Origin of the sequence: Brevundimonas sp. C43, from assembly GCF_030732185.1 — a bacterium.
In the GTDB taxonomy this organism is placed as follows: Bacteria; Pseudomonadota; Alphaproteobacteria; order Caulobacterales; family Caulobacteraceae; genus Brevundimonas; species Brevundimonas diminuta_C.
In genome coordinates, this window is record NZ_CP132231.1 from 47,357 (window position 1) to 60,931 (window position 13,575).

Here is a 13,575-nt window from a genome sequence, read left to right on the forward strand (position 1 = left end):
GAGGATCTAAGATATTCTGCCGACGGCAGGCGTGGTGTCGCGAGGGAGGGCCAATGGCGGAGTTCACAGGTAGAGATCTGCATCTCGTGAAGAAGGCTCTCGCGATCGCCGTGTTGGCCATCGAACGTCAGCCGGGTCCCTTTCAGTCTTCCTCCGACCAGGCGGATATGAAGACGCTGCTCGATGCGCTGATCGAGAGCGATACTGAGCTCGCGCACTATGCGCGATCCGCCCGGATAGCAGTGACAGGCAAGCCGGACTGAAAGCGGCTTTGCGAGAATACGCCAACGCGCTTCTGCGGGATGGCATCAATGCAGAGAAACGTAAGGGCGGCGCTTAAGCGCCGCCGAATTTCCAGACTGGGATGCCGAGCTTCTTCGCCTTGTCGGCGAGGTTGTCCTGAATGCCGGTGCCCGGGAAGTGCATGACCCCGATCGGCAGGACGTCGAGCATCTGATCATTGCGTTTGAACGGAGCGGCCTTGGCGTGTTTGGTCCAGTCTGGAGCAAATCCGACCTGCGGCACCTTGCGATGGTCGGCCCAGCGGGAGGCGATCTTCTCAGCGCCCTTCGGTGACTTGCCGTGGATCAGCACCATGTCGGGATGCTTGGCGTGGACCTGGTCGAGCTTGGCCCAGATCAGCGTGTGATCGTTGAAATCGAGCCCGCCGGTGACGGCGATCTTAGGACCGGCCGGAAGCAGAACCTCGTTGTCGGCACGCTTCTTCGCGGCGAGGAAGTCGCGGCTGTCGATCATTGCCGAGGTGAGGTTGCGATGGTTGACCATCGATCCGCTGCGGGGACGCCAGGGTGAGCCGGTGTGCCGTTCGTAGTGCTCGGCGGCCTGGTCGCGCATCAGCTCGAAGGCGTTGCGACGTTCGATCATCGTCTGCCCTTCGGCCGTCAGGCGCTCCAGCTCGACGGCCTTCACCTCGGAGCCATCCTGTTCGCGTTGCCCACGGCGCTGCGCCTGCTCATTGTCGTCCAGCTCGCGTTCGATCCGGTCGGTGGCTCGGTGGAAGACGTTGACGGTCGACCAGAGGAGATCGTCGAGGTCGGGCTCGAGGCGGGTGTCTTCCAGGGTGACGATCAGGGCGTCGAAGACATCGGCGATGGCGCCGGCGACGTGGTTTCCTTCGGGCAGCGGCCTTCCGTCGGGTTCGTCCGCGAAGGGACGGTAGCCATAAAGCTGAAGCTCGGAGAGGACGTGGTCGGTGGGGGATGATTCGTGATGCGGCTCGTAGCTGTCGTCGTGCTCGCTCATCGGGATGCTCCTTCGTCGGTGTGACCGCGACCCTCGCGGCCTTCTGGCGACGAAAGCCAGCAGGCGGTCCGGACCTGCACCCGGAGCGAAGCGAGAGGGCCGGAGCGCAGCGGAGGACGGCGAAGGCCGGCTATTTTGTTTCGCGATGGAAAGGCCCGAAGGGCCGCCGGAAAATAGTCGGGCGCCGACGTTGTCGGTCCGGGCCGTTTGCTGGCCGATCGCCCTCTCGAAGGCCAGGTTGCGGCTCTCCCTGACCCTTGGGAGTATCCGAGCGGGTAATAAGCGACGGCGTTGCCGCCACCAGCATTCCTTCCAGCTATGCCGCCAGCGCCATGAAGCGCGCGACGTCCTGGGGAGCGATCTGTACCCGCGCCGCTGCCCGCAGGCTTTCCAGTCCAGCCAAGCGGAGATCCTCGTTGAAGTCGCCCAGCCTCGGAGACACGACGATCGCCTCGATCCCGGCCGCGTTCGCCCGTTCGATCAGCGTCGCCATCGCACTGTCGCCGGCCGGGTCGTTGTCGCGCGCGATATAGAGCCTGCGCAGTGTCTCGGGGAACAGGATGGCGGAGAGATGCGCTGCCGAGAGCGCCGCCGCCATGGCCATTCCGGGCAAGACGCATCGCAGCGACAGCACCGTCTCGATGCCTTCGCCCGCCGCCATCACGTCGCCCGGTACACCGAAGCGGACCGCGTGCCCGAGAAGGTCGCCCATCGCTCGCCTCGGTGTGTCGATCGGCGCCTTGTCCGAGCCGTCCGGGGCGAGCCAGGTGCGATGCGCGCCAGTGATCCGGCCAGCCAAGTCGGTGACAGAGGCGATCATCGCCGGCCAGGTCTCGGTCGGGGAATGCTCGTCAGGACGATAGTAGCAACGGGGATGGAAGCGCAGTGATCCGGTTCCGTGCAAAGCCGTAATCGCACGTTCCCGTAGATACGCTTCCACGACAGTGCCCAAAATCGGCTTTGACATGCCGACAAGCCTTCGTGCCGCTTCGGGCGATCCGGTTGGGACTGGTGATCTGCGCTCGCCACCTTGCGAATGCTCCGGCTCGGGATGTGGCATGGACAGGAAGGTGCGCGCCTCGTCGGCGACGTCCTTGAAGTCGATCAGGCCGCAGCTTTCGCGAATGACGTCCAGCAGGTCGCCATGCTCACCTGTCGCGGCATCGGTCCATTTGCCTGCGGCCCCCTTGCCGGTGTCGCCGCCTTTCAGGCGCACGAACATCGAGCGGCCCGGCGTGTTGCGGACATCGCCGACCAGCCAGTAGCGGCCCTCGCGATGACCGGCCGACAGATAATGACGGCAGACCGCCTCGGCCTGTCGGCCGAGACGCTGCGCCAGTTCGGAAGCATCATGACGGACCATCACGCTGCCTCCCGCTCGCCGATGCGCTCGACGGGAAAGCGCTCCAGCACCTTGGCGAGGATCGACGGACCGGAAGCGTCGGTGGGCACGAAAAAGCGCAGCTTCCACGAGATGATCTCGCTGAACAGGCCATAGGCTCGCAGGCGATCGCGCATCGCGTCGGTGAAGCCGGACAGTTCGATGCGGTTGGCGCCCATGACGCGGACGCGGCGGAGTTGCATAGCCTCGGCGAGGTCGAGGATGGTCCGGCCGTCGATCAACGCTGTGAAAGCGTCGTCCGGTGTCAGCGTGCCTGCGTCCGATGCCAATGCGCCCGCCACCCAGGCCGGCGAGACACGACGGCCGATGATGCGCTCGCCTGCATCGGTCTGAAGCCGATAGACACGGGTCGACTCGTTCGGCAGCCGCTTCCAGATCGGCAGCAGCAGTCCAGCAACGATGTGGATGGTGCTGTCGGCAAATTCCGGCACCTCGGCTATCTCGGCCGTCCATGCCTCCATGAAGCCGTTCCGATCGGTTTCCTCCCAATGGCTCTCGTCCATCGAGCGCAGGGTGGCGTGATGCTGTTCCATCGGGCGGATCAGCGCCACGCGCCGTTCGATCTCGCCATCGTCGAGCATGATCGACGATGCCGTAACCTGCACGGCGGCTCGGCCGGAGCGGCCGTTGACCAGCAGCTTCGCGCGTGGGTCTGCGAGAAAATCGAACGCGGCATCGAGTGAGGTCGGCCGGTTGCGTTCGCGCCGGGTGATCGTAAGCAACTGCGTCTCGGCGCCAGCGCCCGGATGGACATGGATGGTGCGACGGTCGGTGACGACAAAGCTCTCGGCCTGGAGCGTCTCCAGCCCAAGGTCATAGACGCCGCTGGCGACGGCACCCTCGATCTTGGCGTTCAAGAGCTGCTCGAACGCCGTGAACAGGATGCCCTGCAGTTCGATCGTCAGCGCCAGCAACCGGTTGAGGAAGGTGGTGATCGGCGGCAACTCGTCCTTGATGCCGTTGTCGTCCGTCAGCTTCAGCCCGGTGGCGTCTTCGAACATCTGGAGCGAGCAACCCTCGACCTTGCCGCGGACCAACAGGAGATAGAGCTGGCGCAGCGCATCGCGCGCATAGTGCGATTCCAGATTGTCCTCGGGCCGGAACAGGCCCTGACCGCCGGTCTGGCGCTGGCCGCGCGTGATTGCGCCCAGCGTGTCGAGCCGGCGTGCGATCGTCGACAGGAAGCGCTTTTCGGCCTTCACGTCGGTGGCGATCGGCCTGAACAGCGGCGGCTGTGCCTGGTTGGTGCGGTTGGTGCGACCAAGTCCCTGGATGGCGGCGTCGGCCTTCCAGCCGGGTTCGAGCAGGTAGTGGACGCGGAGCCGCTGGTTCCGCGCCGACAGGTCGGCGTGATAGCTGCGGCCCGTACCGCCAGCATCCGAGAAGACGAGGATGCGCTTCAGGTCGTCCATGAAGGCTGAGGTTTCCGCCAGATTGGCCGAAGCGGCGCGGTTCTCGACGGCGAGGCGTTCGCCCCTTCGGACAATGCGACGGGACCTGCCGGTGACTTCTGCGACGATATCCGTGCCGAAGCGCTGGACGATCTGGTCGAGCGCGCCCGGGACCGGCGGCAAGCTGGCGAGCGTCTCGATCAGCTCGTCGCGTCGGGCCACGGCCTCCCGGCTCTCGACGGGCTGGCCGTCCCGATAGACCGGCCGCGACGACAGATTGCCCGCGCTATCGGAGAAGGGCTCGTAAAGCTGCACCGGAAAGGAATGGGCGAGGTAATCGAGAACATACTCCCTTGGCGTTATGTCGACGCGGACGTCGTTCCATTCCTCGGTCGGGATCTCGGCCAGGCGGCGTTGCATCAGCGCCTCGCCGGTCGAGACGATCTGGATGACAGCGGCGTGGCCATCGGCGAGGTCCTGATCGATCGACCGGATCAGGGTCGGCGTTTTCATGCTGGTGAGGAGATGACCGAAGAACCGCTGCTTGGCGCTTTCGAATGCCGAGCGGGCAGCGGACTTGGCCTGGCGGTTCAGCGTGCCGCCATCGCCGGTGATGTTGGCGGCTTGCATCGCTGCGTCGAGATTGTTGTGAATGATCGAGAACGCCCCGGCATAGGCATCGTAGATGCGCGTCTGCTCGGGCGTGAGCTGGTGCTCCAACAGTTCATATTCGACGCCGTCATAGGAGAGCGAGCGCGAAGTGTAGAGGCCGAGCGAGCGCAGGTCACGGGCCAGCACCTCCATCGCCGCAACGCCGCCGTCCTCGATCGCTTCGACAAATTCGGCCCGCGTGGCGAAGGGGAAATCCTCGCCGCCCCAGAGGCCGAGGCGCTGCGCATAGGCAAGATTGTGGACCGTGGTGGCCCCGGTCGCCGAGACATAGACGACACGCGCGTTCGGCAAGGCATGCTGAAGCCGCAGGCCCGCGCGGCCCTGCTGCGAGGCCGAGACGTCGCCGCGTTCGCCCTTGCCGCCGGCGGCGTTCTGCATGGCGTGACTCTCGTCGAAGATGATCACTCCATCGAAGTCGGAACCCAACCATTCGACGATCTGCTTGACGCGCGAAAGCTTCTCCCCACGGTCGTCGGACCGTAGCGTGGCATAGGTGGTGAATAGGACGCCTTGGCCGAGGGTGATCGGCTTGCCCTGCGGGAAGCGCGACAGCGGCGTCACCAGCAGGCGTTCCATGCCAAGCGCCGACCAGTCGCGCTGCGCGTCCTCCAGCAGCTTGTCGGATTTGGAAATCCAGACCGCTTTACGGCGTCCGCGCATCCAGTTGTCGAGGATGATGCCGGCCGACTGGCGGCCCTTGCCGGCGCCGGTGCCGTCGCCCAGCATGAAGCCGCGGCGGAAGCGGACGGCGTGCTGAGCATCATCCGGCGCGGCCGAGACGAGGTCGAAGGTTTCGTCAACGGTCCAGGCTCCGGCGAGGAATTCGCCATGGGCCTCGCCGGCATAGATCACGGTTTCGAGCTGGGCGTCGGACAGAATGCCGTCGGTGACGATGCTGGCGGGGAGCGTCGGCCGATAGCTTGGCTTCGGCGGTGCGACCGAGGCCATCGCCGCCGACTGGACCAGCTTGGTCGGGTGCGGCTGCGCGCCGGGAATCCGGATCGCCTGAAGCCCGTATTCCTCATAAATGGCGTCGGTCAGCCGGCCACCCTCGGGCGGCGTCCAGTCGACGGTTTCATAGGCGAGTTCGACGCCCTCTGGTTCGGCTATCGCTCGGCTTGGCGACGATGACGTGGCGCGGGCGAGATAGCCGCGCACGGTGCGGGGCGTCGGTGCGATAGACGCGAGCGGCGGCAGCGCGACCGGCAGGCGCGACGGGGCCTGGGTTTCGATCCAGCCGAGCAGCGTCGCCACATCCTGCGCGAGGCCAGCCGATGGCGGAAACGCGGTGGGGTCGTCGGCGGGTGCCTTGTCGATGACGGTCAGGCGGGTCTCGATGGTCGTGCCATGCTTGGCATAGACCGAGCCGTCGATCGCCGCCGTGAACACGACACGTCCGCGCTGCTGCAAGCGGACAAAGGCGTCGCGCCAGGCAGGTAGCTCAGGCGCGAAGCTGGCGCCCGTGATCGTCACGAGCCGTCCGCCATCGGCGAGCCGGGCGAGGGCCGAGGCGACATGGCGATAGGCCGCGTCGGCTACTCGGCCGCTGACATTCGCCATTACAGAAAAGGGCGGGTTCATCAGTACGACGCTTGGCATAGCGGTCGGATCGAGATGGTCATCGATCTGGGCGGCGTCGAATCGCGTGACGGGGATGGCCGGAAAGAGGGAGGAAAGAAGCGCTGCACGGGTTTCGGCCAGCTCGTTGAGCATCAGCGTCGCACCCGCCGTTTCGGCCAGGACCGCGAGCAGCCCGGTTCCGGCCGAGGGCTCCAGCACACGATCGACAGGTGTGATGGCGGCGGCAGCGAGCGCAGCGAGGCCGAGGGACACCGGCGTCGAGAACTGCTGGAAGGCCTGCGTCTCCTCAGAACGCCGGGTATGTGTCGGCAACAGGCTCGCGATCTTGGCCAGCATCGGGAGGCTGGCGGCCGGAGATCCGGACTTGCGGAAAACCGCCTTTCCGTATTTGCGCAGAAACAGCACCGTCGCCACTTCGCAGGCCTCGTAGGCCGTCTTCCAGTCCCAGGCGCCAGACGTGTCGGAAGCGCCGAATGCCGCCTCCATCGCACCGCGCAGCGTCGCGGCATCGACGGGCTGGCCCCGCTCAAGATGCGGAAGAAGGTGGTGGGCTGCGGCGAGGATGGCGGCCGGCGCCGGGCTCGCGGCAAGCGGAGACGGCGCAGCCGGAACGGCCGCGGATGCGGAAGCGATAGTCATGGAGGTCACCTCGGGAGAGCGGGAAACGGAGGAACCGGCAGGCGCTCTCTCTCGACCGCACCGGCTCAAACCCGTCCCGGCGAACCTCTTCCTCTGAACGGCAGGCATGAAAAAAGCGCCTGACCGGAAGGCCAGGCGCTCGGCGGGTCGCAGCGCTCAATCGATCGCCTGGAAGATCTCGGCGGACTCGGGGTGCTCCGCCGCATAGTCGTAAAGGCGGCTGTATCCCTCCGCCATCAGGTCGACGGGATATTGGAAGGAGAGATGGGAAAAGGCGAACAGCGTCGCGATGATCCCTGCCGCCCCGGCGGACACCTCGCCTTCATAGCCGTTCGTGTCGCATATGATCTGAAGGCGGGGCTTGGAGGCTGGCGCGAGGTAAAGCGGCTTGCCATCGCGCTGATAGAAGTCCCAGAGACCGCCTCGATAATCGCGCGGGCTGAGACGCTCCATGTGATAATAGACCGTCATCTCTCCGATCAGGAAATGCTGGCGGCCGAAGAGGGTCGGAAGGAAATCTATTCGACGAGCATCCGGAACAAGCACCGCCGAGCGGTCGACGGGTTGTTCAGCGTGGGCTGTAGTCTCGGTCATGGGGGGCACCTCGGAGAGCGGGAAACGGAGGAGCCGTCGGGCGCTCTCTCTCGACCGCACCGGCTCGACCCCGTCTCGGCCGGCCTCTCACTCTGGCGTGCGGAATGACCTTTTGGCCGCTTCATCTTCCGAGGCGGGCCGCGCGCCGCTACACTTGTTCATCCGACACATGGCGGGCGGCAGCCTCGACGATCGAGGGCGCGCGCTTGCTTCACCGAGAGAGGTCAAGGGAGACGGAGATGAAGGGAAGCGCGATCGGCATGCTGGCGGCGGGGTGCCTCGTGGTGGGGTTCGGCGCGGGATTCGTCGCGCGACCGATGATCTCGCCGGGCGGTTTGTCTGCCGCGGCCGTCGCCGGCGTCGCGCAGCCGAGCGAGGAAGAAGCGATCGCCGCAGTCCGCCGTCACCGGCTGTTCACGGGAACGTCGCTTGCCAATGCGACGCTGAAACTCGGCGATTGCTCTCCGGGTGGCGTCGGTCCTGGCGTGACGTGCATGACGCAGCTCACGATGGACACGACGCGGGCCAACGCCACACCGCAGAACCGGCCGGTCGGCTTCGCGCGCGTGAACGGCCAATGGGAAGTCGCGGTCTGGTAGCGGATATCAATCTTCGATGCCGTCACCGCCACTTGGGGGCGTGTACGCCTCGTAGGGATCGCCGTCGGCAAGGTGACCGAATGGCGTGAACACGTAGGCGCCATCATCGCGGCCGACCGCGCAGATGACGTAGCGGGTCTGCCCGGTGGCAGAGTCCGCGCATTCCATAAGCGCGAGGTTGCCGTCCGCTGCGGCGCGAAGCAGCGTCTTGAAATTGGAGCGCGCATGATCCGGGATGCTCATGACGCGCCTCCCGCAGCTAGGCGGTCGGCGAGCCAGCGGCCGCTGCTCATCCATTCGACGGTCTGCCCCGTCGTCAGGTCGAGGACATGGGCACCTCCGGAGAAGCCATCGATGCGCGGCTCGGAGGCGACGCCCGCCCATTGGAATCCCCAGCGTCCGGCGAGGCCAAAGGTCTCGGCGCACCGCGTCACGAAGGTGATGAGGAGCTGGGGGTCGGCGGTGCCGGGATCGCGCATCCAGAGGCGCGTGGCACCATGCTCGGGCTCGATGGACAGTAAAAACGGCTCGGCCGGAGGATCTTCGGCGGCATTCTGCGCCATCAGGTCGTTGTAGATGTCGAGCGCGCGAGCAGCGTTCTCGACCGTGCCCACGTCCAGCAGGCACGAGAAGCGTGTGAAATAGTCCGCCATGGCGGTCTCCTGAAACGAAAAGAGCCCGGCGTAGGGCCGGGCTCGAGGTGGATGTTGGGGTGTGGTTTGGTTCAGTAGCCGAACTGCCAGGACGGCCACGGCTGACCGTCGTCGGAGGCGCGCACCGCGTCCTTGAGGTAGGCGCTGTCGCCTTCGACGACGGTGGGATCGAGCACGGGCGTTTCGTCGATCACCGTCACGCGGCAGACGAGGCCATCTTCGACCTCGACGTGAACCGGGACGAGATATTGGAAGACGACGCGGCGCGGCGCGTCGGTGCCGGATGTTTCCATCTAAGGCTCCTTGAGACAAGCAACGGGGAGCGATCAGCGTCGCTCCCCGCCAAGTGGCCTATTCGGCAGCGATCAGGTCGGACGCATCCTCGTCGGCTTCGATCACCTCGTCATCGTCACCAGCGAGGAAGTCCGGCAGCGCCTCGGCGTCACCGGCGTCGCCGCCCTCAGGCTGATCGGCAACATCAGCGAGCCGCAGCGGCTCGGGCAGCCAGCCACTATCGGCCAGGAGCCGTTCGGCCTCCTTGGCCATATCGCCCTTCTTCAGGTGGTCGATGAGTTGGGCGGCCTGTTCGCCCTTCGCCTCGCGGACTGCTTCGAGGATGCGCGGCTTGGTTACGCGATTGAGGTAGTTGCCGAAGGTCGGACGCCAGCCGGCCTCCACCATGTCCAGCCCGGTCGCGCGCGTCAGGCGGTCGGCCTGGGTGAGCCGCATGTCGAGCGTATGCTGCGACACACCGCTGGAGCTGTGCGGATTCGGCCGCTCGTAAAGGGCGTTGACGCCGTAGCTGACGCAGTGGGCCAGCAGCGCCATGCGGCTGGTGTCGTGCAGGCCAGCCAGCCAATCCCAAAGCGCATCGTCGTCTTTCGGGATGTCGCTCGCCCAGGCGTCGTGCCGCTCCTGCACCGCACGGGCGGGAGGGCTGTCGGCGAGACTCTCGTCCTGCGCGGGGAAGTAGATGTGCTTCACGCCCGCTTCCATGGCGCCGTTATACATGCGGGTCATGAACCGGTCCGAGACGAACTTGTGCAGCAGCGCCGTCATGGCGACATGCGGGTTGTTCGCGACGGCGTCGCGAAGCGCGAGCGTGCGGTAGGCGGTCAACTCGATGACCAGGCGCTCGGGCAGCGGCTTGATGGCGTCGTCTTCGTCGTCATCTTCAGTCTCGGTGGGCTGGCCGCCGATGGTAATGACGGCGCGCTGGACCGTCTGGCCGGCGGTTGCGCCCGATACGCTATCGGTCTCCGAGCCGCTGTCGCCGTCGCCGTTGCCGTCGACCGGGATAACTGGAACGTCCTCGGGGCGGACAAAGCCGCGATCCACCGTCAGCGAGCCGTTGGCGTCGATGCTGACAAACACGCCGGCGATGGCGATGTCAGCCAGCTCGTAGTGAACCGGACGATCCTCGAAGCTCGCGAGCGCGGTCTCGATTTCGCCCAGACGCTGATCCACCTCATCCGGCAGCTCGTCGGCGTCCTGATACTCGGCTTCCAGCTTCGCCATTTCGGCGTTCAGCGCGTCAATGGTCGCCTGCTCTTCGGGCGAGAGGTCGAGCGGCGTGCCGGTGATCTCCTGCAGGCCGCGTGCCGCATCGTACGGGAAGCTCACGGCCACTTCGATCCACTTCCACCCTTCGGCCGCGATCGTCTCGGCTTCGGCCTTCAGCTTCTCGCCAACGAGGCGGTCGAGGAGGCCCGCGTCCTGAAGCCATCCGCCGTCGTCGGACTGGAACAGGTCGCGCATGACGGTGCCGCCCGCCGCTTCATAGGCCTCGATGCCGACGAAGATGGCACGCTTGTCGGAAGCGCGCACCGTCGTCTCGGTCAGCATACGCCGGATCTGGTAGGGTTCCTTGGACCAGGCGTCCTTGATCGTGTCCCAGACCTGCTGCTGGCGCGCATGGTCTTCGGAGACCGTGAACGCCATGAGCTGCTCCAGCGTCATGCCGTCGTCGGCATAGACGTCGAGGAGCGCCTGCGAGACCGAGGCAAGTCGCAGCCGCTGCTTGACCATGTTGACGGGCACGAAGAACGCCGCGGCGATTTCCTCCTCGGTCATATGCTTGGCGCGCATGTCCTGAAAGGCGCGGAACTGATCGAGGGGATGGAGCGGAGCACGCTCGATGTTCTCTGCGAGCGAGACCTCTTCGGCGAGGATCTCACTGTCATTGTCGCGTACGATGCAGGGCACCGGTGCGATCTTGGCGAGGCGCTTCTGCTTCACCAGCAGTTCGAGGGCGCGGAAGCGACGGCCACCGGCCGGAACCTCGAACATGCCGGTCTCAACACCTTCCGCGTCGATGACGGGCTGGACGCTGAGGCTCTGGATCAGGCCGCGACGGGCGATCGAGGCCGCCAGGTCTTCGATCGAGACGCCGGCCTTCACGCGCCGGACGTTGGACTGGGACAGAACCAGTTTGTTGAAGGGGATGTCGCGCGAGGACGACAGGGTGATCTTCTGAACGGCAGTAGCCATCGGGGTAGTCTCCGCGACGGGCGCCGAGAGACTCTCTCTCAGCCCTAAACCCGTCACGAAGCGAAGCGCCGCCCTCTTCCTCTAAAGGGGGCAGCGCCGAGGACCGGAATTGAGGACACGCGGAAGCGCAAAGCCGGAGACACGGAAATCCGCATCTCCGGCTTTGCGGATGTCAGGCGGCTCGATCGAGCAGCTTCTTCGCCTTAGCCTCCATGTCGAGGCGAGCGTCCTGATGGGGCTTGTCGCGTGCGACGGCGGTGATGCCCTGCACAAAATCGAAAATGCTCTCGGGCGGGCGACCTTCCTCCGTCAGGACCGCGTCGATGATCTTGCCGGTCTCGGCCTTCGAGAAGCCACGGCGGCGCAGGAAGTCGGTACGATCCTCGTCGGTGCGCGCCACGATCCGCTCGCGGGCCATCTTGATGCCGTTGACGAAAGGCAGCGGAGAGGAGTTGGCGAAGTTCGCCAGCGCCGGCGCGGCCTCATGGGCGAAGCGATTGGCGGCGTATTTGGAGTGGCGGATCGTGATCTCCTCGAAGTCCTCGACGCCCCACAGATTGCGGTTCTGGCAAACCGCGCGCAGATAGAAGCTCGCCATCCCGAGCGTCTTGGCGCCGACCTCTGAGTTCCAGCAGTAGAAGCCCCGGAAATAGAGATCCGGCGAGCCGTCCGGCAGCCGTCCGGCCTCGATCGGGTTCAAATCGTCGACGAGGAAGAGGAAGACGTCGCGATCTGAGGCATAGAGGGTGGTCGTATCCTTGGTGATGTCGACGCGCGGATTGTAGATCCCGGTCGACCAGTCGAGGACGCCGGGCACCTTCCAGCGCGTGTCGCCAGTGCCGTTGCCGGCGATGCGCTGCACCGCCTCGACCAGCTCGTGATCGAAGATGCGGCCGTAATCCGGCCCGGTGACGGCGCGCAGCTCGAGCCGACCGGTATCGGTTTCGAGCGTCTTGATCTGCTCCGCCCGATTGGACGTCAGGCCATATTGCAGGTTGATCGCGGCCAGCGGCGCCGGGAGCTGGCGCAGATATGCGGCCGGCGCACCGACCAGGCTGGCCAGTTGGCCGAAGCTCCAGTGCGTGGGTGCAATCGGCGTATCTGTGCCCGGCAGGATGAGCGCCAACCGCTCCGGGTCGCTGCGGTTCGCCTCCACATGGATGAGCGGGCTTTCCACAACGCGCGTGCGGCTGCGATCGGCGCGGTTGCGGACGGAGCGCGCCAGCTCGGACAGTGACAGATATCGCTCGTCCGCGGGCCGGGAAAACCACTCTGACGAGACGCGGCCGATCCGCTCTCCGCGGCCGACATCGACCTTGTAGCCGCCGCTGGTGTCGCGGCGCGCGTCTAGAACTGAAACCTGGGTCATGGGACCAATCTCCATGACGGGCGCCGGAGACCTCTTCTCCAGCCCTCAACCCGTCACGGAAAATCCCTCCGCACTCTCACTCTCAGCGGGGCGTTGTGGGGCAGCCGCCCCGCAGAAGGGGTCGACCGAGACCGACGGGCTCGGGCGCAGGGGAAGGCTTTCCCCTCAAGGTCTAGTCCAAGGTAGACGCGGCGGCCGGATAGAATGTACCGATCCATCGCTGCTTGAGCGTAGCGAACGCTAGTCGGCTTGGAAGGCCGCTACCCCACGTCGGTGGAAAGAACACAGTGAGCTGCTCGCCGACCTGAACCGCGAGTTTCCCGATTTCCGAGACAACCGCGTCCAGGGTGGTCGACTCTACAAAGGGACCGATCACGGCGTTGCCTTCGCGCTGTGGCCTGATCATGAACGCGGACTTCATCGTCGGGTGGCCAGCGAGTTCGGAAAACATTTTGTAGGTTTCGTAGCGCTTTTTGCCGGTGAAGCCGTCGCGAGCGTCGATGGCTTCGCGCACCTTTACCGGCCCGAATTCTTTCTGACGCGCCTTCTCATCAGCGAGACGCCAACGTCCAATCAGACTTCGATCGCCGGCGAAATAGCTTAGGAGGAAAGTCGTCTCGAGCACATCGCGAAGAATGAGCGCACTGTTCTGGCTGTAGCCTGACAGCGCGAGTTTGATGCTTGCCCCAAATGCGTTGAACGTGCGCATGCCGAGAATTTGAACGACCTTCAAATCTTCGTCGGCGGTTTGGAACTGTCGCAGTATGTCGGCGAGGTCCATCGCTGCCTCGGTCACCGCCAGATGCAGTCCCAGGCGGTCGTCCGCTGCGATCATCCCCAGAGCCTTCTCTCGAAGCTCCTCTTCGCCGGCGTGTAGCCGTGCCAGATTGGCCGATAGGAGGTCGGCCGCGCTCGGTTCCAT

The 13,575-nt window shown here is 65.4% G+C and carries 12 protein-coding genes; 2 read left to right on the forward strand and 10 right to left on the reverse strand.

From position 1 onward, the window contains the following. Positions 1-53 precede the first annotated feature (53 nt). Positions 54-263 (forward strand): hypothetical protein, encoded by a 210-nt coding sequence (locus tag Q9R14_RS00300; protein ID WP_037520529.1) that lies wholly within the window; start codon positions 54-56, stop codon positions 261-263. Positions 264-336: 73 nt separating this feature from the next. Here the strand turns inward: Q9R14_RS00300 and Q9R14_RS00305 are convergent, their stop codons facing one another. The 4 genes from Q9R14_RS00305 to Q9R14_RS00320 all read right to left on the reverse strand — a co-directional run bounded on the left by Q9R14_RS00305 (position 337) and on the right by Q9R14_RS00320 (position 7,542). Then, positions 337-1,263, reverse strand: a complete 927-nt coding sequence (locus Q9R14_RS00305; protein WP_037520527.1) for a DUF2493 domain-containing protein — start codon at positions 1,261-1,263, stop codon at positions 337-339. A 316-nt stretch (positions 1,264-1,579) separates the two neighbouring features. Next, positions 1,580-2,626 carry a toprim domain-containing protein gene (locus Q9R14_RS00310; protein WP_037520526.1) on the reverse strand — a complete coding sequence of 349 codons (1,047 nt, stop codon included), beginning with the start codon at positions 2,624-2,626 and terminating at the stop codon, positions 1,580-1,582. Beyond that, a complete protein-coding gene (locus tag Q9R14_RS00315) occupies positions 2,626-6,948 on the reverse strand; it encodes a strawberry notch-like NTP hydrolase domain-containing protein (RefSeq protein WP_038303978.1) in 4,323 nt (1,440 codons plus the stop codon). Before Q9R14_RS00315 ends, Q9R14_RS00310 begins: the two co-directional genes overlap by 1 nt. Before the next feature lie 156 nt (positions 6,949-7,104). Continuing rightward, positions 7,105-7,542: an antirestriction protein gene (locus tag Q9R14_RS00320; protein WP_037519553.1), complete on the reverse strand. Its 438-nt coding sequence runs from the start codon at positions 7,540-7,542 to the stop codon at positions 7,105-7,107. Positions 7,543-7,781: 239 nt separating this feature from the next. Between Q9R14_RS00320 and Q9R14_RS00325 the strand changes: the two genes are divergently transcribed. After that, positions 7,782-8,141, forward strand: coding sequence for a hypothetical protein (locus Q9R14_RS00325; protein WP_202902432.1), 360 nt, complete (start codon positions 7,782-7,784; stop codon positions 8,139-8,141). 6 nt (positions 8,142-8,147) lie between these two features. Here the strand turns inward: Q9R14_RS00325 and Q9R14_RS00330 are convergent, their stop codons facing one another. The 6 genes from Q9R14_RS00330 to Q9R14_RS00355 all read right to left on the reverse strand — a co-directional run bounded on the left by Q9R14_RS00330 (position 8,148) and on the right by Q9R14_RS00355 (position 13,575). After that, positions 8,148-8,384 (reverse strand): DUF6117 family protein, encoded by a 237-nt coding sequence (locus tag Q9R14_RS00330; RefSeq protein WP_037519555.1) that lies wholly within the window; start codon positions 8,382-8,384, stop codon positions 8,148-8,150. Continuing rightward, positions 8,381-8,794, reverse strand: coding sequence for a hypothetical protein (locus Q9R14_RS00335; protein WP_037519560.1), 414 nt, complete (start codon positions 8,792-8,794; stop codon positions 8,381-8,383). The genes Q9R14_RS00330 and Q9R14_RS00335 overlap by 4 nt, the downstream gene beginning before the upstream one ends. Positions 8,795-8,865: 71 nt before the next feature. Further along, positions 8,866-9,087 carry a hypothetical protein gene (locus Q9R14_RS00340; protein ID WP_037519563.1) on the reverse strand — a complete coding sequence of 74 codons (222 nt, stop codon included), beginning with the start codon at positions 9,085-9,087 and terminating at the stop codon, positions 8,866-8,868. A 58-nt stretch (positions 9,088-9,145) separates the two neighbouring features. Then, the gene (locus tag Q9R14_RS00345) at positions 9,146-11,284 is read right to left on the reverse strand and encodes a ParB/RepB/Spo0J family partition protein (protein WP_371929739.1); all 2,139 of its coding nucleotides are present in this window, start codon (positions 11,282-11,284) and stop codon (positions 9,146-9,148) included. Between the two features lie 172 nt (positions 11,285-11,456). Beyond that, complete coding sequence (locus tag Q9R14_RS00350) at positions 11,457-12,653, reverse strand: hypothetical protein (protein WP_037519568.1); 1,197 nt, start codon at positions 12,651-12,653, stop codon at positions 11,457-11,459. 172 nt (positions 12,654-12,825) lie between these two features. Then, a complete protein-coding gene (locus tag Q9R14_RS00355; RefSeq protein WP_037519570.1) occupies positions 12,826-13,575 on the reverse strand; it encodes a hypothetical protein in 750 nt (249 codons plus the stop codon).

Coding starts and splice junctions, on each gene's coding strand:
- Q9R14_RS00315 (WP_038303978.1), bottom strand. CDS start 6,948: ATGACTATCGCTTCCGCATCCGCGGCCGTTCCGGCTGCGCCGTCTCCG.
- Q9R14_RS00330 (WP_037519555.1), bottom strand. CDS start 8,384: ATGAGCATCCCGGATCATGCGCGCTCCAATTTCAAGACGCTGCTTCGC.
- Q9R14_RS00325 (WP_202902432.1), top strand. CDS start 7,782: ATGAAGGGAAGCGCGATCGGCATGCTGGCGGCGGGGTGCCTCGTGGTG.
- Q9R14_RS00350 (WP_037519568.1), bottom strand. CDS start 12,653: ATGACCCAGGTTTCAGTTCTAGACGCGCGCCGCGACACCAGCGGCGGC.
- Q9R14_RS00310 (WP_037520526.1), bottom strand. CDS start 2,626: ATGGTCCGTCATGATGCTTCCGAACTGGCGCAGCGTCTCGGCCGACAG.
- Q9R14_RS00335 (WP_037519560.1), bottom strand. CDS start 8,794: ATGGCGGACTATTTCACACGCTTCTCGTGCCTGCTGGACGTGGGCACG.
- Q9R14_RS00320 (WP_037519553.1), bottom strand. CDS start 7,542: ATGACCGAGACTACAGCCCACGCTGAACAACCCGTCGACCGCTCGGCG.
- Q9R14_RS00340 (WP_037519563.1), bottom strand. CDS start 9,087: ATGGAAACATCCGGCACCGACGCGCCGCGCCGCGTCGTCTTCCAATAT.
- Q9R14_RS00305 (WP_037520527.1), bottom strand. CDS start 1,263: ATGAGCGAGCACGACGACAGCTACGAGCCGCATCACGAATCATCCCCC.
- Q9R14_RS00355 (WP_037519570.1), bottom strand. CDS start 13,575: ATGGAACCGAGCGCGGCCGACCTCCTATCGGCCAATCTGGCACGGCTA.
- Q9R14_RS00300 (WP_037520529.1), top strand. CDS start 54: ATGGCGGAGTTCACAGGTAGAGATCTGCATCTCGTGAAGAAGGCTCTC.
- Q9R14_RS00345 (WP_371929739.1), bottom strand. CDS start 11,284: ATGGCTACTGCCGTTCAGAAGATCACCCTGTCGTCCTCGCGCGACATC.